Here is a 15,916-nt window from a genome sequence, read left to right as displayed (position 1 = left end):
CACGAGGGGAGCACGGCGCCGTGCCTCAGTCGGCCGCCCCCGGCGCCGTGCTCCCCTGGTGGCCGCCCCCGGCGCCACCGCACGACGAAGGCCCGGGTCCTGCGCAGCAGGACCCGGGCCTTCGTTCGTGCACCCTATTCCCCCCGACGAGCAGTGCTGACGGCCCGCGGGGGTGTCGTGGGCAAGGCGGAGGAGGAGAGCTGTAGCGGAGCTACCGCCGACGACGACAACGCCGCCCACGGCACCCCCGCGGGTCGTCAGCCCTTGGTGGCGCCGGCGAGGAGGCCGCGGACGAAGAACCTCTGGAGGGAGAAGAACACGATGAGCGGCACGATGATCGAGATGAACGCGCCGGCCGTGAGCAGCTCCCACGATTGGCCGTAGGAGCCGGTGAGGTCCTGCAGCGCCTTCGTGATCGGCAGCCCTTGTCCGGAGGTGAAGACCGTCGCGACCAGCAGGTCGTTCCAGACCCAGAGGAACTGGAAGATGCCGAAGGAGGCGATGGCGGGGACCGAGAGCGGGAGCACGATGCGGAAGAAGATCTGGCCGTGTCCGGCGCCGTCCACTCGTGCCGCTTCGATGACCTCGCCGGGGATCTCGGAGATGAAGTTGTGGAGCATGAAGATCGCGAGCGGGAGCGCGAAGATCGTGTGCGCGATCCACACCTTCGCGTAGGAGCCGTCCAACCCGTTCACCCCGAGGCCGGGGAGGATGTAGAGCCCTCCGATGCGCAGGCCGTCCGAGAACAGCTGCAGCAGCGGCACGAGCGCCATCTGGATGGGGACGATCTGGAGTGAGAACACGAGGACGAAGAGCGTGTTGCGGCCCTTGAAGTCGATCCAGGCGAACGCGTAGGCGGCGAGGCTGGCGATCGTGATCGGGATCAGCGCCGCCGGCAGCGTGATGACCAGCGAGTTCACGAACGCCTTGCCCAGGGTCAGGCTGTCGCCGGAGTTGAGCGCGTTCGCGTAGTTGTCGAGGGTGAAGCCGGGGTTGGCGAAGATCGTCCACCAGCCGGTCGTCTTGATGTCGTTCGCGGGGCGGAACGACGAGATGAACAGACCGAGGGTGGGGACGGTCCAGATGACGGCGATGATCAGCGCGGCGAGGGTGGCGCCGCGCGACGTCGTCGCCTTCTTCACCTTGCCGCTGGCCGCCTCGATCCTGGACTCGCCGCGGGCGAGCGCGCGCTCGGTGCTGCGGTCGACCGGAACCTGGATCGGAGTGGGCGTGACGCTCATCGGATCTCCCTCTGCTTGGCGAGCTGGCGGGCGTTGTAGACGACGATCGGGAGCACGAGCAGGAACAGGATGACCGCGAGGGCCGCGCTGTAGCCGCTGCGGGCGCCGAGCTGGAACTGGCGGACCATCTCGAACGCGAGGACCGTGGTGTCGGAGCGGCCGCCGGTCATCGCCGAGACGATGTCGAAGACCTTCAGCGACGCGATCGAGATCGTCGTGAGGACGACCACGATCGAGGAGCGGATGCCGGGGACGGTGACGTTCCAGAAGGACTGCCACGCGCTGGTGCCGTCGAGCGAGGCCGCTTCGAGCTGCTCGGAGGGGACGCCCTTGATGGCGGCGGAGAGCACCGTCATGGCGAATCCGGCCTGGGTCCAGATGAGGACGACGACGAGGAACAGCGTGTTCCACGGCTCGAGTCCCAGCCAGTCGACCGGCGGGGCGCCGAAGGCGGTGAGGATGCCGTTGAGGAGGCCGATCTGCTCGCCCTGGCGCACGTCGTAGAAGAACTTGAAGATGATCGACGCGCCGACGAACGAGATCGCCATCGGCATGAAGACCAGCAGCTTGAAGAACTTCTCGCCGCGGCTCTTGTCGATGAAGACCGCGTAGGCGAGACCGATCGCGGTCGCCGTGATGGGGGCCAGGAGCACCCAGACCACCGTGTTCAGGAAGGCGGTGATGCCGTCGGGGCTGGTGAAGACCCAGACGAAGTTGTCGATGCCGGCGAATCCGGAGCCGTCGTTCTTCATGAACGCGTTGATGGCCGTCGTGATCGTCGGGTAGATCAGGCCGATGAGGATGAAGAAGGCGGCCGGTGCCATGAACGCGATGAGCTGGAGTCCGTAGCCCGCGCCTTTGCGGGACCGGAAGTCGAGCAGGAACAGCGCGCCGCCGATGACGGCGGCCACCACCGCGACCCAGAGGACGGAGTTGTAGAGGCCGAAGACCAGCAGGAGGACGACCGGCAGGACGACCGTGACCGCGAGCCGGAGGACCGTGTAGCCGGTGCCGCGGCGGGGCGCGATCTCGACGAAGAAGAGGATGAGCGCCACCACGGCCGCGAAGGCCAGGAGGATGAGCGGGATCTGCGCGAGCGGCGGGATTCCCGCCAGCCATTGGAAGAACCCCGAGATGGTGATGGGGGACATGGACGCCCTTTCGAGTGCGACTCTGGACTCAGGAGGGGCCCGGCCCCGGGATCCGTGGATCCGGGGGCCGGGCCGTCACAGCTGAGCCGCCACTCGGGAGCGGCGGCTCTGCTCCGCTGCTAGGAGGTGTAGCCGGCCTGGATCTCCTCGAGCGCCTGGTCGGTGCTCGTGCCGTCGATCCAGTCGACCATGCCCTTGAAGAAGCTGTCCGAGCCCACTGCCTTCGGCATGAGGTCGGACGCGTCGAAGCGGAACGTGGTGTCCGGGTTCTGGAGGATCGAGATGGAGTCCTTCAGGACGTCGCTGCCCGCGTTGGCCGGGTCGAGACCGGTGTTCGCGGAGATGACGCCGCCGAGGGAGACGCGGCTGTTGGCCCAGTCGGCGCTGGCCAGGTACTCCTGGACCTTCGCGGTGTCCTCGTCGTTCGAGAACGCGGCGACCATCTCGCCACCACCCGTGACGGCCTGGGCGTCGTCGGCCTTGACCGGCGGGGTGAGGAAGGCCCACACGTCGCCGTCCTCGGCCACGTTGGCGCCGGCCGAGGTCAGGAAGCCCTCGAAGAACGAGGCCTGGTGGGTCAGCGCGCAGGTGCCGTTCGCCATGTTCTGGGCGACGTCGCCGAAGGCGGTGGAGTTGATCGACTTCACGTCGCCGTAGCCGGCGTTGACGAGGGTCGGGTCGAGGAGGATCGATCCGACGGAGTCGAACGCGGACTTGATGGCCGGGTCGGTGAAGGGGGTGTCGCCTGCGACCCAGGAGTCGTAGACGTCGGGGCCGGCCTCGCGGAGGACGGCGTCCTCGATCCAGTCGGTTCCGGGCCAGCCGGAGGCCTCACCGGAGTTGAAGCCCGCGCACCAGGACGGTCCGCCGGTCTTCTCGGCGATCGTCTTGCCGAGCGCCTCCATCTCGTCCCACGTCGTGGGAACGGAGACGCCCCACTCCGTGAACTTGGCCGGGGAATACCAGATGTAGCCCTTGACCGACGCCATCAGCGGCGCGCCGTACTGGGTGCCGTCGACCTGGCCGTACTTCTGCCAGTCCTCGGACCAGTTCTGCTTGACGTTGGCGAGGGCGCCCTCGGGGAGCTCCTGCACCTTGCCGGAGGCGACGGTGTCGGCGAGCAGACCCGGCTGCGGGAAGATCGCGAGGTCGGGGGTGTCGCCACCCTGGACCTTGATGCCGATCTGCTTCTCGAACTCCTTGTCGCCCGTGTACTTGATCTCGATGCCGCTCTCCTTCTCCCAGTCCGCCCAGGACTGCTCGAGAAGGGTGGCCTCGTCGCCGTTGATGGTGCCGTAGACGTTGACGACGCCGTCGGCGGTGCCGACCGTGCCGGCCGAGCTGCCGCCGCCGGCGTTCGGGTCGTTGGGGTCACTGCTGCTGGAGCAGCCCGCGAGTGCGATGCCGGCCGCTGCCAGAACGGCGACCGGGACGGTGATACGGCGGTGCAGGGATGACCGCATTCTTCCTCCTCATTGAGTGGTGGAACCAGCCGAGCAGGCCGCTCCTCGCCGATCGGGATCGGGAGGCTGTGGCGGCTCGAAGCGTGTGCCGCGACGACTCGGATGCTGGTGATGGCGATGCCAGGAGGAACTCCGAGCGGATCACCGGATTCGTGTGGGTGGGCTCCCACGGAGGGAAACCTTTCCACAAGAACGATGAAAGCACAACGCCGGTGATAGAGCGCTCTCTGAGATAACGATTCGGCGTCAGAACAGCGATCGCGGCCGCCGGGCCGGGCGGAGATCGATCTCGGCGCGACGCCCGGCCGCCGGGCGGGGTATAACTTCCTGGAACCGTTTCCAGCATCGAGGCCGGACGGTCGGGAGGAACGCCGTGCCAGGCATCGAAGAGGTGGCCGAGCTCGCAGGAGTGTCGAAGGCGACGGTCTCGCGCGCGCTCAGCGGCCGGGGCTACGTCTCCGCGGGTACGAAGCAGCGCGTCGAGCGCGCCGCGACGAGCCTGGGCTACGTCGTCTCCGCCAACGCCTCCAGCCTCGTCACCGGCCGCAGCAACAACATCGCCGTGATCATCCCGATCATCAACCAGTGGTTCTTCGCCGGGATCATCGAGGGCATCGAGCGCGCCCTGCTCGCCGCCGGCTACGACCTGCTCCTCTACAACATCGACAAGCACCTCGACGCCCGCCGGAGCGTGTTCGAGTACTATCTCGTCCGCAAGCGCGTCGACGCGATCGTCGCCGTCACCCTCGAGATCTCGCCGCACGAGACGGAGGCGCTCCTCGCCCTGGGCAAGCCCATCGTCGGCATCGGCGGCGAGCTCCCCGGCATCCCCACCTTCAGCATCGACGACGTCGCCGCCTCCCGCCTCGCCACGGAGCACCTGCTCTCCCTCGGCCACGAGCGGGTCGTCCACATCGGCGGGCTCGCGGAGGAGGAGATGGACTTCCACGTCCACACGCAGCGCCGCGACGGCTTCCGCCAGGCGCTCGAGGCCGCCGGCCTCGAGCCGGGCGCGCAGGACATCGTGCCCACCACCTTCGACATCCCCGGCGGGCACAGCGCCGGACGGCAGGTCCTCGGCGACCCGCGGACCCGGCCGACGGCGATCTTCGCCGCCTCCGACGAGATCGCGATCGGGATCATCCTCGCGGCGCGCGAGCTCGGCCTCTCGGTGCCCGAGGACGTCTCCGTCATCGGGATCGACGACCACCCCCTCGCCGAGCTCTTCGGTCTCAGCTCGATCCGCCAGGACCCGCGCCAGCAGGGCGAGCTCGCGGTCGCGCTGGTGCTGGACGCGCTGGCCGCCCTCGGTCGAGGCGAGCCCCCTCCCCCGGCCCGCCACACGCTGATCCCCGCCTCGCTGGTGATCCGCACCAGCACCTCGGCGCCGCGGGGGGCGAGAATCGGAGCATGAGCGACTCCGACACCCCCACCGTCCGCGACGTCCCCGAGCGGTCCCGCTTCGTGATCGAGGTCGGCGGCACCCCGGCCGGCTTCGCCGCGTACACCCGTCAGGGCGACGAGGTGACGCTCACCCACACCGTCGTCGACGACGCGTGGGAGGGCCACGGCCTCGGGAGCATCCTCGCGCGGGCCGCGGTCACCGCGATCACGGAGGCGGGCGGCACGGTCGTCCCGCGCTGCCCCTTCGTCGCGGCCTGGCTGCGCAAGCACCCCGACGTCGACGCCCGGGTCCGCTGGCCCGAGGACTGACTCACTCCGGGGGCGTCCTGCTCCCGATCTCCTGGAGCGCCCAGGTGTTGCCGTCCGGATCGGCGAAGTACGCGTACTGCACGCCGCCCAGGTCCTGGACCTCGCTGATCTCGAGCGAGCGGCCGACGAGCTCCGCGCGAGCGGCGGCGATGTCGTCGACGACGAGGTGGAGGGAGCGGACGACGCCCTCCTCCGGACCGGGGCCCATCCCGCTGCCGACCACGATCGAGCAGGCCGAGCCGGGCGGGGTGAGCTGGACCACGCGCATCGCGGCGGAGGGCCGCACGTCGTGGTCGAGGTGGAAGCCCATCACCTCCGTGTAGAAGGCGACCGCGCGGTCGACGTCGCCGACGGGGAGGGGGACGAGCTCGAGTCGCATCTGCACGCGACCAGTGTGCCGCGCGGCGGAACCGCGCGGGAGGGGTCAGTCCCGCGGGCCGACGACGAGGCGCTCGTGCATGATCTCGACGGCGCGCTCGAGGACGCGGCGGTCCTCGAGGGTGAGATCGGCGAAGATCGGCGTCAGCGCGTCGCCGAGGTCGGTCCGCCAGGCGTTCAGCGCGTCCGCGCCGGCGGGAGCCAGGCGGATCTGCCAGGCGCGCGCGTCGAGGGGATCGGCGATGCGGTCGAGCCAGCCGGTCTCGACGAGGTTCTTCACGATCTTGGTCATCGTGGGCTGCGAGACGCGGCTCTGGGAGGCGAGCTCCCCCAGGCGCATCGGGCCCATCGAGAGGAGCACCGAGAGCGTGCGCCAGACGGCCTGCGACTCCTGGTTGCCGGTCGCCTGGGCGGCGAGCCGGGTGATCCGGTGCGTCACCGAGACGAAGTCGCTCAGGAGCTCGCTGAGCGAGACCTCGCTGGGCGGGACGTCGCGGGCGGGGAGCCCGGCGAGCAGATCGTGAGCAGTCACGCTCCGATCCTAGGGGCGCGCGCCGCCAACGGCCGGGAACGACGAAGGGCGCCGCCTCCGAGAAGACGACGCCCTGCGTCTGCAGGCGTGCCTGCGTCACCCTGACGAGCGACCGACCGGAGCCGGCACCCGCGACGGGTGAAGGGGATTACTTGACGGTGACGGTCGCGCCGGCGCCCTCGAGCTGAGCCTTGGCCTTCTCGGCGGTCTCCTTGTTGACGGCCTCGAGGACCGCCTTGGGGGCACCGTCGACGAGCGCCTTCGCCTCACCGAGGCCGAGGCTGGTGAGGGCGCGCACCTCCTTGATGACCTGGATCTTCTTCTCGCCGGCGGCCTCGAGCACGACGTCGAACTCGGTCTGCTCCTCGACCTCTTCGGCGGGGGCGGCCGGGCCGGCCACACCGGCGGCGGCGACGGGCGCCGCAGCGGTGACCTCGAAGACCTCTTCGAACTTCTTGACGAACTCCGAGAGCTCGATGAGCGTGAGCTCCTTGAAGGCCTCGATGAGCTCGTCCTGCGTGAGCTTTGCCATGATTTTTCTCCTTGTTTTTCTTTGTCTACGAACCGCGCGCGCACTGCTTCCCGGAAGGGGAAGACGTCAGCTCGCGGACTCCTGCTTCTCGCGCAGCGCCTCGACCGTGCGAACGGCCTTCGAGAGCGGAGCGTTGAACAGATATGCGGCGCCGAACAGCGAGGCCTTGAAGGCGCCGGCGAGCTTGCCGAGCAGAACTTCGCGGGACTCGAGGTCGGCGAGCTTGCCCACCTCTTCTGCGGTCAGCGGGTTACCGTCGAAGTAACCGCCCTTGACCACGAGGAGAGGGTTTGCCTTGGCGAAGGCACGCAGCGACTTCGCGACGGCGACAGGGTCGCCGTGCACGAACGCGATGGCCGAGGGGCCAGCGAGCTCGTCGTCGAAGGACGAGATACCGGCGTTGTTCGCCGCGATCTTGGTCAGCGTGTTCTTCACCACGGCGTAGGTTGCGTGCTCACTGATGTCCTTGCGCAGCGTCTTGAGCTGAGCAACAGTGAGACCGCGGTACTCGGTCAGCAGAACGGCCGTCGAGCTCTGGAACTTCTCCGTGAGTTCGGCAACCGAGGCTTCCTTGTTCGCCATGGCTACTCCTGTGAATTCTCGTGCCGGTAGCCCGAAGGCAGGCAAAGAAAAAAGCTCCGGCACAGGGGCGCGGAGCTTCGGGATCGCGGTGAGGCGGAACTGAACTCGTGCACCTGCGCGGGCAATTCGCTTCGCGAATCCTTCGTCCGGTGGCGATCCGCGGGGCCGGGGCCCTGCTCGTGCGCACACCGGAAACCGGCGGTCTTTGGCTTCGGGAAGCGTACGTCATCGCGGCGCGCGGGCGCAAGTCAGAGGAGGAGGGCCCGCTCGCGGGATGCTGGAGGCATGACCGGCCCGACCCCCGACTCCGCCCGCGACGTCGACTCCGCGATCGCCTCGGTGGAGGGCGAGCTCAGCACCCTCTTCAACCGCGTGCGGGCGGCGATGCGCTCCTACGCCGAGCGGCTCCACCCGGAGCTGACGCCGCTGGGCTACAAGACGATCTCGGCGCTCGAGCGCCGCGGACCCGTGCACTCGGGCGTGCTGGCCGAGCTCCTCGAGATGGACAAGTCGGCGCTCAGCCGCCAGATCACGGCGCTCGACCGCCTCGGCTTCCTCGAGCGCACCCCCGACCCGCAGGACGGCCGCGCCACGATCCTCTCGGTGACTCCGGCGACCGCCGCGCGGCTGCGCGAGATCCGCAGCTCGAACCAGGCGCTGATGCACGAGGAGCTGCGCAGCTGGGCGCTCGCCGACGTCGAGCTCTTCGCCTCTCTCCTGCACAGGATCAACGACCTTGACATCTGACGCTTAGCACCCCGTCCGTTCGGGGACAATCGCCGGACGCCGCCCGCTCGACTGCGTAGTTTCGGAGGCGATGGACCAGCACTCCTCCTCTCTCCTCCCCCACGACGTCGACGGCGCGCTCGGCTTCGCGCGCGGTCTGAGCGCCGACGCGCCCCGGCCCGGCACCGGTCGCACCGCCGAGCTGCACGGTCTCCTCGAGCGCCTGGCTCGGCACGACCTCGGCGTCGCGCGCGCGGTGGAGCCGCACCTCGACGCTCTCGCGATCCTCGGCGAGGCGGAGCTCGACCCGTCCGGACTCGGAGTCGCCGCCGACGCCGCCTGGGGGGTCTTCGCGGCCGAGGGCGGCGGGGATCCTCTGGTCGCGCGCGAGAGCGACGGCGACTGGCTGCTCGACGGCGTGAAGCCCTGGTGCTCGCTGGCCGACCGCCTCGACGCCGCCCTCGTCACCGCCCACGTCGGCGACGCCTCCGGCGAGCGCCGCCTCTTCGCCGTGGCGCTGCGCGACGGGTCGGCGACGCCGGAGCAGGACGCCTGGCACGCGCGGGGCCTGACGGAGGTGCCCAGCGGACCGGTCCGCTTCTCCGGCACCCGCGCCGTCCCCGTGGGGGACGCCGGCTGGTACCTCTCGCGGCCCGGCTTCGCCTGGGGCGGCATCGGCGTCGCCGCCTGCTGGCACGGCGGAGCCCTCGGAGTCGCGGCTGCCGTCGCGGCAGCGGCAGCCCGACGCGAGGACCCGCACCTCCTGGCCCACCTCGGAGCGATCGACACGGCGCTCTCCGCGTCGCGCCGGGCGCTGGACGAGGCCGCCGCGGCGGTCGACGCGGGCGAGGCCGACGGCCCCCGCGGCTCACTGCTCGCCAAGCGCGTGCGGGCGAGCGTCGCCGGAGCGGTGGAGGAGATCCTGCTCCGCGCCGGCCGCGCGCTCGGCCCGGCTCCGCTCGCCCTCGACGCCGAGCACGCCAAGCGGGTCGCCGATCTCGCGCTCTACGTCCGCCAGCACCACGCCGAGCGCGACGACGCCGCTCTCGGCCGCGCCGTGCTCGCCTCGGGCGAGGCGGCCTCCTGGTGAGCCGGCCCTTCGACGGGCGCCTCGAGGGCACTCCTCTCGAGCGCTGGACCGCGGACGGCCGCCGCGACCGGCTCCCGGAGCTGACCCTGCCCGACGGGATCCGGCGCGTCCTGGTGGTCGTCGCGCACGCCGACGACGAGACCCTCGGCTGCGGCGGCACCATCGCGCTCGCGCGTCGGCGCGGGATCGCGGTCGACGTCGTCGTCGTGACCGACGGAGCCGCGGCCCACGGGGAGCGGGACGCGGACCTCGCCGCCGAGCGCCGGCGGGAGGCCTCGGACGCACTGGCGGAGCTCGGCCCCGGCATCGGGCTCGCCTTCCTCGACGTGCCGGACTCGGCGACCCCGGAGCACCACGAGCGCATCGCACGCGAGGTGCGCGAGCGAGCGGCCGGCGCCCCCGGGACCGTCCTGCTCCTCTCCACCTGGACCGGGGACGGGCACCGGGACCACCGCGTGGTCGGCGAGATCTGCGCGGAGGTCGCGCGCGAGCTCGGGCAGCCGCTGCTCGCCGCGCCGATCTGGCTGTGGCACTGGGCGGTCCCGGAGGACCCCGAGGTGCCGTGGGGCGACCTCGTGCGCCTGCCGCTCGACGACGAGCTGCTCGAGCGCACCCGCCGTGCCCGCTCCCGCTATCCCAGCCAGACCCGCCCCGGGCCCGACGGGACCGGTCCGGTGCTCCATCCGCTCTTCCTGCGCACCTTCACCGGGGACGACCGGCTGGTGAGGATCGCATGAGCTACTTCGACGAGCTGTACGCCCGCCACGAGGACCCGTGGGGGTACACGAGCCGCTGGTACGAGCAGCGCAAGCGCGCCCTGACCCTCGCGAGCCTGCCGGAGCAGCGCTACGGCTCGGTGCTGGAGATCGGCGCCTCGATCGGCGTGCTGGCGGAGGCGCTGGCCGACCGGGCCGACAGCCTGCTGGCGATCGACGTGTCGAGCGCCGCCGTCGAGCGCGCCGCCCGCCGCCTCGCTCCGCTCGAGCACGTGCGGGTCGAGCACCACGACATCACCCGCGGCGTGCCGGAGGGTCCGTTCGACCTGGTAGTGCTCTCGGAGGTCGGCTACTACCTCGGCGACGCCCTCCCCGGCGTGCTGCGCACCATCCGCGACGCCCTCGCCCCCGCTGGGGAGCTCGTCACCGTGCACTGGCGGAATCCGATCGAGGGGCTCGCTCTGGGCGGCGACGCCGTGCAGTCCGCCGTGGCCGAGCTGGGCCTGCACCGCCTCGCCCGCCACGAGGAGGAGGACGTCCTGCTCGAGGTCCACGCCCGCGACTCCCGCTCGGTCGCCCGCCGGACGGGGCTGGTGTGAGCCGGCTCGCGCAGGTGCTGGTCGTCGTGCCCGCGCGCGACGAGGAGGAGCGGATCGGCGGCCTGATCGCCTCCGTCCAGGCCAGTGCGACCCACCTCGCCCACCGGGCGCCCGGAATCGGGATGCGCCTCGTGGTCGCCGCGGACGGCTGCTCCGACGCGACCGTCGAGCGGGCCCGTGCCGTCGGCGCCGAGGTGCTGGAGCTCGCCCGCTGCGGAGTCGGCGCCGCCCGCTCCGCCGGGATCGCGCACGCCCTCTACTCCGTCGCTGCTCCGCTCGAGCAGGTGTGGATCGCCAACACCGACGCCGACACCGTGGTCCCCCGCGACTGGCTGGCCGCCCACGTCGAGCACGCGCGACGGCACGACGCGCTGCTCGGCACGGTCCGGCCCGACCCGGCCGACCTCTCCCCCGGCGCCTACTCGCGCTGGCGAGACGTCCGCGCGCGGGAGGAGTCGATCGGCAGCATCCACGGCGCGAATCTCGGCGTCCGCGCGAGCGCGTACCTCGCCGCGGGCGGATTCGGGCGGGAGCCGCTGCACGAGGACGTCCTGCTCGTCGAGCGGCTGCGCGCGAGCGGCGCCCGGGTCGGAGCGACGGACCGCGGCGAGGTGGTCACCTCCGGCCGCCGCGACAACCGGGTCGAGGGCGGCTACGGCCACTACCTCCACGCTCGCTTCCCGTCCGAGACGTCTCCGGCCTGCGGCTGAATCGGGTACACGCGCACGCGGAACACGATGCGAGGGGTCCCTGTCAATGGTCGGGCCGTGGTTTGTCACGAATTGCGCAGGAGAGTCAAATGGGTGTCGAGCACGACCCGGTGCTCTCCGATGGAAGGGTCACCGCATGAATCCCCGCCTCGTCCTGCTGGCACTGGTCGCCTTCACCGCCTACGTGTTCGGCTCCCGCGCCGGCCGTGGCCGCTACGAAGAGCTGCGCCACCTCGCACTCGGCGTGTGGAACGACCCGGCCACGAAGAAGACCCGCAAGAAGCTCAAGAAGACCTCCAAGCGCGAGGCCAAGCAGCTCACCGCCATCGCGAGCAAGGCCCGCGACAAGGTGCAGCGCCGCCTCCGCTGACCTCCGCTTCCACGACTCACAGGACACCGGCCCGCCGGTGTCTCCGCTCGCATCGGAACGGCCGATCGAGCACGAACTGAAGGAGAAACATCATGGGCATCATCAGCTGGATCATCCTCGGCCTCATCGCCGGGGCGCTCGCCAAGCTCATCCTCCCCGGCAAGCAGGGCGGCGGATGGATCATCACGATCGTCCTCGGCATCGTGGGCGCGCTGCTCGGCGGCTTCCTCAGCACGCTGTTCGGCATCCAGGACGCCGTCAACGGCATCAACATCGTGAGCATCATCGTCTCCGTCGTCGGTGCGATCGTCGTCCTCCTCATCTACGGCGCGATCGTCGGCCGCAAGTCCCGCGCGTAAGTCGCGCTCCCCGAAGGCCCCCGGCATCCGTGCCGGGGGCCTTCGGCGTTCCCGGAGCGGGCGCACCTCTGCTCAGGGGATCCGACTCCTCCTCCGGGGGGAAGCTGGATGTCCGCCGAGCGCGCAAGGGGTTGATGCTGAGAGCCGCAGGCGATGGACTGGAGGCACGACGGCGCGGCTCCACTGCGCCCTCGCCCCGACGAAAGGACGTACTCGCTCATGAGCGACGACACCGCAACGGTCCCCACGATCACCCTGAACAACGGCGTGGAGATCCCGCAGCTGGGCTTCGGCGTGTTCCAGATCGACCCGGCCGAGACCAAGGACGCGACCCTGGCGGCCCTCGAGGTCGGCTACCGCCACATCGACACCGCCGAGATGTACGGCAACGAGGCGGGCGTCGGCGAGGCCGTCCGCGCCTCCGGCCTCGACCGCTCCGAGGTCTTCGTGACCAGCAAGCTCAACAACGGCTTCCACGCCCGCGAGGACGCTCTCGCCGCGATCGACGTCACCCTCGGCGAGCTGAAGTTCGACTACGTCGACCTCTTCCTCATCCACTGGCCGCTCCCGAACGTGGGCGACTACCTGGAGACCTGGAAGGCGATGGAGGAGATCTACCGCAGCGGCAAGGCGAAGGCGATCGGCGTCTCCAACTTCCAGACCAACCACCTCAACCGGCTCCGCGCCGAGGCGACCATCGTCCCGGCCGTGAACCAGATCGAGGTGCACCCCTACCTCGTGCAGCAGGAGCTCCGCGCCTACGGCACCGAGCACGGCATCGCGACCGAGGCCTGGTCGCCGATCGCGCAGGGCCTCGTCCTCGACGACGACACCATCACCCGCATCGCGCGCAACGTCGACCGCAGCCCGGCGCAGGTCGTGCTCCGCTGGCACATCCAGCGCGGCGACATCGTCTTCCCGAAGTCGGTCACCCGCAAGCGCGTGGAGGAGAACTTCGCCCTCTTCGACTTCGAGCTCGACGACGAGGCGATGACCGACATCACGGCGCTCGACCGCGGCCACCGCACCGGCCCCGACCCCGACACCTTCAACTACATCCCGAGCTGATCCTCGGCTCCACGGAGCGCGCCCGGCCTGCAGTCATCCTGCGGACCGGGCGCGCTCGTGCGTGGGGCGGCGAGCCGAGCCGCGCACGAACAGGGCGGGTCTCGAGACGCCGCGCTGCCGCTCCTCGACCGGCACGGTCACGGGCCGACCGCACCCCTGCTGATCGAGGAGCGGGCGCAGCCCGCGTATCGGGATCCACCCCACCGACGAACAGCGCGGATCCCGATGCGCCGGGCCCGCGGGTCAGCCCTGCTGCGAGTCGCGCCAGGAGTGCTCGGGGGCGTAGCCGAGGACCTCGCGGGCGTGGTCGATCGAGAGCAGGGTGCCGGTTGTCCCGAGGTCGCCGCGCAGCTCGACGCCGGGGAACACCTCGGCCACCAGCTCGGCGTTGGGGCGCGTCATCACGGTGTCGGCCGCGGCGATGATGAAGCGGTCGAACCCGGTCGTCTCGGCGAGCAGCGCCTTCTCGACCGCCTGCGCTCCGTCGCGTCCGTCGATGTAGCCCCAGAGGTTCCACTTGCGCAGCAGCGCGTCGGAGTCGAACGACGGGAACTCGGCGTAGTCGGCCTCGTCCATGACGTTCGAGAAGCGCAGGCCCGTGATCTTCAGGTCCGGGTGCCAGCGGCACAGCTCGATCGCCATCTGCTCCTCGAGGTGCTTGGTGAGCGAGTAGACCGACTCCGGGCGCGCCGGGTACTGCTCGTCGACCGGGATGTAGGGCGGCGGGACGTCGAAGGGCAGGCCCAGCACGGTCTCGCTGGAGGCGTAGACGACGTTGCGGATGCCGGCACGGATCGCTCCGTGGAACGCGTTGAACGTCGCGATCATGTTGTTGTGGAACGTGGCGACGTCGGGCACGAGGCCCGGCGCGGGGATCGCGGCGAGGTGCACGAGCGCGTCGATGCCCTCGTACTGGTCGTTCACCGACTGCAGCGCGTCCACGACCTGGCCGTAGTCGGCGATGTCGATGCGGACGAAGCCCGCGCCGCGGTCCCCCGCACGGTCCAGATTGAAGACCTCGTGCCCGGAGGCGCGGAGGCGGGTGACGACGTGGCGGCCGAGCTTGCCGGATCCACCGGTGACTGCGATTCTCATGCTCGAACGCTAACGGGCCTGAGCGACGAGGGACGAGGGTTGCGGATCAGCTCCGGGCATGGAGCGAGATCGCGCCGCCGACCTCGGGCGTCGTCTCGTCGGCGACGAGCTCCGTCCAGCGGCGGAGCACGGCGGCGCCGGCCGCGTCGTTCACGGCTCCGTCGACGACGAGGACCGGGTAGGGCTTCTCGGGCACGCCCTCTGCGGGCCGCACGTCGACGTGGGCGACGTCGTAGGCGTGCTCGAACAGCCAGTCGGCCATCGCGTAGTCGCTCCGGGAGTCGCCGACCGTGCGCCAGCGCTGCGGGATCGCGCCGGTCGCTCCGAGCAGCTCCACGGCGCGCTGGGCGCCGAGGTCCTTGCCGAGCCGGTTCGACTCGATGTCGGTCGAGATGACGGTCGGGTCGATGCGGAAGTCGACCGTCCCCTCCTCGTTCGGGTACCGGATGCCGCGGCGCTCGACTCCGAGGCCCGCGGCGGTCATGATCTGCAGGGCGTCGGCGTCGAAGACGAGCTGGCGCTCGAGGTAGTCCTCGCTCGGCAGGTCGACCAGCTGCTCGGCCGAGACCATGGCGCGCTTGGTCTCGTCGAAGAAGACCAGGTCGTCGTAGTCGGAGCGGATCATCCGCTCGAGGTCGCGGGCCACCGGCTCGGGGATCGCGAGCGACTCGTCGACGATCGGCTCCGAGGTGCCGCGGTAGTCGACGGTGAACCAGACGGCGCCCTTCTCGCAGACGCAGACGATGCGGGCCTCGGCCGAGACGCCGCGCTCGAGGAGCGCGGGCAGGACCCGCTCGCGCAGGAACGCGTCGGAGCGGCCCGTGTTGAACACGATCGGGATGCCGGCGTTGGCCAGGGTGACGAGGTCGTCGGCGATCTCGGGGATCGAGATCGTGCGCGTGACGGGGCTCGCGATGGGCCCGTCGACGTCGAGGAGCAGGCCGAGCGGAGGGGGTGTGGAGGTCATCGTGTCCCATTCTGCCGTGCCGGGGCCGCTCGACGCCTCCGGGACCGCCTCCGCGCGGGCGGAGCGGTTCAGGAGGCGGGGACGACGAGGGTGCGCTGAGCGGTGGTGCCGTCGGGAGCGAGGACGGCGAGGGTGATCAGGGTCTCGGAGTCGCGGCAGTCGGCGGTGACGGCGGCGGAGCCGGACGCCGCGAGGTCGACGGGCTCGCCCGCGCTCGCGTCGGTGATGCCGACGGCCAGGCGGGCGGTGGCGCCTCCGCTCGTCTCCCACGACAGGGCGAGCGGGACGGATGCGGTGCGGTCGCCCTCGCAGTCGACGGAGGCGGGGGTGGAGGCGAAGGAGACGATCGCGGGCGGAGCATCGGATCCGGTGCCCGGCTCGGTGCCGGACGGAGCGGCGGAGACCGTCGGTGCGGGGGCGGCGGCGCCGTCGGCCGCCTCCGCGGAGCCGGGAGCGGCGGACGTCGCCGGAGCGGTCCCGGACGGCGCCGAGGACGGGCCCGCGGACGCCGTGGCTGCGCCGGGCGCTCCCCCGCCGGCGGGCCGGACGAGCAGCACGATCGCGAGGACGACGGCGACGAGTCCGAGGGCGGCGAGGACGATCCCGGTGGTGCGGGCGCCCGAT

General features: G+C 71.0%; 20 protein-coding genes. 10 read left to right on the top strand and 10 right to left on the bottom strand.

Annotation, left to right across the window (positions count from 1 at the left end; genetic code table 11):
- Positions 1-257 precede the first annotated feature (257 nt).
- The 3 genes from C5C30_RS12145 to C5C30_RS12135 form a co-directional block, all read right to left on the bottom strand.
- The gene (locus C5C30_RS12145) at positions 258-1,241 is read right to left on the bottom strand and encodes a carbohydrate ABC transporter permease (protein WP_104224339.1); all 984 of its coding nucleotides are present in this window, start codon (positions 1,239-1,241) and stop codon (positions 258-260) included.
- A complete protein-coding gene (locus tag C5C30_RS12140; RefSeq protein WP_181027270.1) occupies positions 1,238-2,392 on the bottom strand; it encodes a carbohydrate ABC transporter permease in 1,155 nt (384 codons plus the stop codon). The genes C5C30_RS12145 and C5C30_RS12140 overlap by 4 nt, the downstream gene beginning before the upstream one ends.
- Positions 2,393-2,511: 119 nt before the next feature.
- Positions 2,512-3,855, bottom strand: coding sequence for an ABC transporter substrate-binding protein (locus C5C30_RS12135; protein ID WP_104333810.1), 1,344 nt, complete (start codon positions 3,853-3,855; stop codon positions 2,512-2,514).
- A 373-nt stretch (positions 3,856-4,228) separates the two neighbouring features.
- Here C5C30_RS12135 and C5C30_RS12130 point away from each other — a divergent pair, with 373 nt between their 5' ends.
- Both C5C30_RS12130 and C5C30_RS12125 read left to right on the top strand, forming a co-directional pair.
- Complete coding sequence (locus C5C30_RS12130) at positions 4,229-5,269, top strand: LacI family DNA-binding transcriptional regulator (RefSeq protein ID WP_104227182.1); 1,041 nt, start codon at positions 4,229-4,231, stop codon at positions 5,267-5,269.
- The gene (locus C5C30_RS12125; RefSeq protein WP_104224336.1) at positions 5,266-5,568 is read left to right on the top strand and encodes a GNAT family N-acetyltransferase; all 303 of its coding nucleotides are present in this window, start codon (positions 5,266-5,268) and stop codon (positions 5,566-5,568) included. Before C5C30_RS12130 ends, C5C30_RS12125 begins: the two co-directional genes overlap by 4 nt.
- A 1-nt stretch (position 5,569) precedes the next feature.
- On the opposite strand, the gene C5C30_RS12120 is transcribed toward C5C30_RS12125, so the two are convergent.
- From C5C30_RS12120 to rplJ, 4 genes are all read right to left on the bottom strand, one after another.
- Positions 5,570-5,953 (bottom strand): VOC family protein, encoded by a 384-nt coding sequence (locus C5C30_RS12120; RefSeq protein WP_181027271.1) that lies wholly within the window; start codon positions 5,951-5,953, stop codon positions 5,570-5,572.
- A gap of 39 nt (positions 5,954-5,992) precedes the next feature.
- Positions 5,993-6,478 carry a MarR family winged helix-turn-helix transcriptional regulator gene (locus tag C5C30_RS12115; protein WP_258059518.1) on the bottom strand — a complete coding sequence of 162 codons (486 nt, stop codon included), beginning with the start codon at positions 6,476-6,478 and terminating at the stop codon, positions 5,993-5,995.
- Between the two features lie 148 nt (positions 6,479-6,626).
- On the bottom strand, positions 6,627-7,010 hold the full coding sequence (gene rplL / locus C5C30_RS12110; RefSeq protein ID WP_104224335.1) for a 50S ribosomal protein L7/L12: 384 nt from the start codon (positions 7,008-7,010) through the stop codon (positions 6,627-6,629).
- A 66-nt stretch (positions 7,011-7,076) separates the two neighbouring features.
- On the bottom strand, positions 7,077-7,592 hold the full coding sequence (gene rplJ, locus C5C30_RS12105; protein WP_055791018.1) for a 50S ribosomal protein L10: 516 nt from the start codon (positions 7,590-7,592) through the stop codon (positions 7,077-7,079).
- A gap of 285 nt (positions 7,593-7,877) precedes the next feature.
- Here rplJ and C5C30_RS12100 point away from each other — a divergent pair, with 285 nt between their 5' ends.
- The 8 genes from C5C30_RS12100 to C5C30_RS12065 all read left to right on the top strand — a co-directional run bounded on the left by C5C30_RS12100 (position 7,878) and on the right by C5C30_RS12065 (position 13,230).
- Positions 7,878-8,339 (top strand): MarR family winged helix-turn-helix transcriptional regulator, encoded by a 462-nt coding sequence (locus tag C5C30_RS12100; protein ID WP_104224334.1) that lies wholly within the window; start codon positions 7,878-7,880, stop codon positions 8,337-8,339.
- A 70-nt stretch (positions 8,340-8,409) separates the two neighbouring features.
- Positions 8,410-9,408, top strand: coding sequence for an acyl-CoA dehydrogenase (locus tag C5C30_RS12095; protein ID WP_219812390.1), 999 nt, complete (start codon positions 8,410-8,412; stop codon positions 9,406-9,408).
- On the top strand, positions 9,405-10,145 hold the full coding sequence (locus C5C30_RS12090) for a PIG-L deacetylase family protein (RefSeq protein WP_181027272.1): 741 nt from the start codon (positions 9,405-9,407) through the stop codon (positions 10,143-10,145). Before C5C30_RS12095 ends, C5C30_RS12090 begins: the two co-directional genes overlap by 4 nt.
- Positions 10,142-10,723 (top strand): class I SAM-dependent methyltransferase, encoded by a 582-nt coding sequence (locus C5C30_RS12085; protein ID WP_104333809.1) that lies wholly within the window; start codon positions 10,142-10,144, stop codon positions 10,721-10,723. Before C5C30_RS12090 ends, C5C30_RS12085 begins: the two co-directional genes overlap by 4 nt.
- On the top strand, positions 10,720-11,433 hold the full coding sequence (locus C5C30_RS12080; protein WP_104333808.1) for a glycosyltransferase family 2 protein: 714 nt from the start codon (positions 10,720-10,722) through the stop codon (positions 11,431-11,433). The genes C5C30_RS12085 and C5C30_RS12080 overlap by 4 nt, the downstream gene beginning before the upstream one ends.
- A gap of 136 nt (positions 11,434-11,569) precedes the next feature.
- Complete coding sequence (locus C5C30_RS12075) at positions 11,570-11,803, top strand: hypothetical protein (protein WP_104227476.1); 234 nt, start codon at positions 11,570-11,572, stop codon at positions 11,801-11,803.
- A gap of 92 nt (positions 11,804-11,895) precedes the next feature.
- Complete coding sequence (locus C5C30_RS12070) at positions 11,896-12,162, top strand: GlsB/YeaQ/YmgE family stress response membrane protein (protein WP_104224330.1); 267 nt, start codon at positions 11,896-11,898, stop codon at positions 12,160-12,162.
- A gap of 219 nt (positions 12,163-12,381) precedes the next feature.
- Positions 12,382-13,230, top strand: a complete 849-nt coding sequence (locus C5C30_RS12065; protein WP_104224329.1) for an aldo/keto reductase — start codon at positions 12,382-12,384, stop codon at positions 13,228-13,230.
- Positions 13,231-13,473: 243 nt separating this feature from the next.
- On the opposite strand, the gene C5C30_RS12060 is transcribed toward C5C30_RS12065, so the two are convergent.
- The 3 genes from C5C30_RS12060 to C5C30_RS12050 all read right to left on the bottom strand — a co-directional run bounded on the left by C5C30_RS12060 (position 13,474) and on the right by C5C30_RS12050 (position 15,849).
- Complete coding sequence (locus C5C30_RS12060) at positions 13,474-14,325, bottom strand: NAD(P)-dependent oxidoreductase (protein WP_104227477.1); 852 nt, start codon at positions 14,323-14,325, stop codon at positions 13,474-13,476.
- Positions 14,326-14,371: 46 nt separating this feature from the next.
- Positions 14,372-15,292 carry a hypothetical protein gene (locus C5C30_RS12055; RefSeq protein ID WP_104234599.1) on the bottom strand — a complete coding sequence of 307 codons (921 nt, stop codon included), beginning with the start codon at positions 15,290-15,292 and terminating at the stop codon, positions 14,372-14,374.
- Between the two features lie 68 nt (positions 15,293-15,360).
- The gene (locus C5C30_RS12050; protein WP_104333807.1) at positions 15,361-15,849 is read right to left on the bottom strand and encodes a hypothetical protein; all 489 of its coding nucleotides are present in this window, start codon (positions 15,847-15,849) and stop codon (positions 15,361-15,363) included.
- Positions 15,850-15,916: the final 67 nt, after the last annotated feature.

This window comes from Rathayibacter sp. AY2B5 (genome assembly GCF_002931645.1).
Classification (GTDB): Bacteria; Actinomycetota; Actinomycetes; order Actinomycetales; family Microbacteriaceae; genus Rathayibacter.
This window is presented reverse-complemented; position numbering and strand designations above follow the sequence as displayed.

What these genes read in the sequence shown, in the direction of transcription:
- C5C30_RS12145 (WP_104224339.1), bottom strand. Translation starts at nt 1,241, where the DNA reads ATGAGCGTCACGCCCACTCCGATCCAGGTTCCGGTCGACCGCAGCACC.
- C5C30_RS12140 (WP_181027270.1), bottom strand. Translation starts at nt 2,392, where the DNA reads ATGTCCCCCATCACCATCTCGGGGTTCTTCCAATGGCTGGCGGGAATC.
- C5C30_RS12135 (WP_104333810.1), bottom strand. Translation starts at nt 3,855, where the DNA reads ATGCGGTCATCCCTGCACCGCCGTATCACCGTCCCGGTCGCCGTTCTG.
- C5C30_RS12125 (WP_104224336.1), top strand. Translation starts at nt 5,266, where the DNA reads ATGAGCGACTCCGACACCCCCACCGTCCGCGACGTCCCCGAGCGGTCC.
- rplL (WP_104224335.1), bottom strand. Translation starts at nt 7,010, where the DNA reads ATGGCAAAGCTCACGCAGGACGAGCTCATCGAGGCCTTCAAGGAGCTC.
- rplJ (WP_055791018.1), bottom strand. Translation starts at nt 7,592, where the DNA reads ATGGCGAACAAGGAAGCCTCGGTTGCCGAACTCACGGAGAAGTTCCAG.
- C5C30_RS12100 (WP_104224334.1), top strand. Translation starts at nt 7,878, where the DNA reads ATGACCGGCCCGACCCCCGACTCCGCCCGCGACGTCGACTCCGCGATC.
- C5C30_RS12095 (WP_219812390.1), top strand. Translation starts at nt 8,410, where the DNA reads ATGGACCAGCACTCCTCCTCTCTCCTCCCCCACGACGTCGACGGCGCG.
- C5C30_RS12085 (WP_104333809.1), top strand. Translation starts at nt 10,142, where the DNA reads ATGAGCTACTTCGACGAGCTGTACGCCCGCCACGAGGACCCGTGGGGG.
- C5C30_RS12075 (WP_104227476.1), top strand. Translation starts at nt 11,570, where the DNA reads ATGAATCCCCGCCTCGTCCTGCTGGCACTGGTCGCCTTCACCGCCTAC.
- C5C30_RS12070 (WP_104224330.1), top strand. Translation starts at nt 11,896, where the DNA reads ATGGGCATCATCAGCTGGATCATCCTCGGCCTCATCGCCGGGGCGCTC.
- C5C30_RS12065 (WP_104224329.1), top strand. Translation starts at nt 12,382, where the DNA reads ATGAGCGACGACACCGCAACGGTCCCCACGATCACCCTGAACAACGGC.
- C5C30_RS12060 (WP_104227477.1), bottom strand. Translation starts at nt 14,325, where the DNA reads ATGAGAATCGCAGTCACCGGTGGATCCGGCAAGCTCGGCCGCCACGTC.
- C5C30_RS12055 (WP_104234599.1), bottom strand. Translation starts at nt 15,292, where the DNA reads ATGACCTCCACACCCCCTCCGCTCGGCCTGCTCCTCGACGTCGACGGG.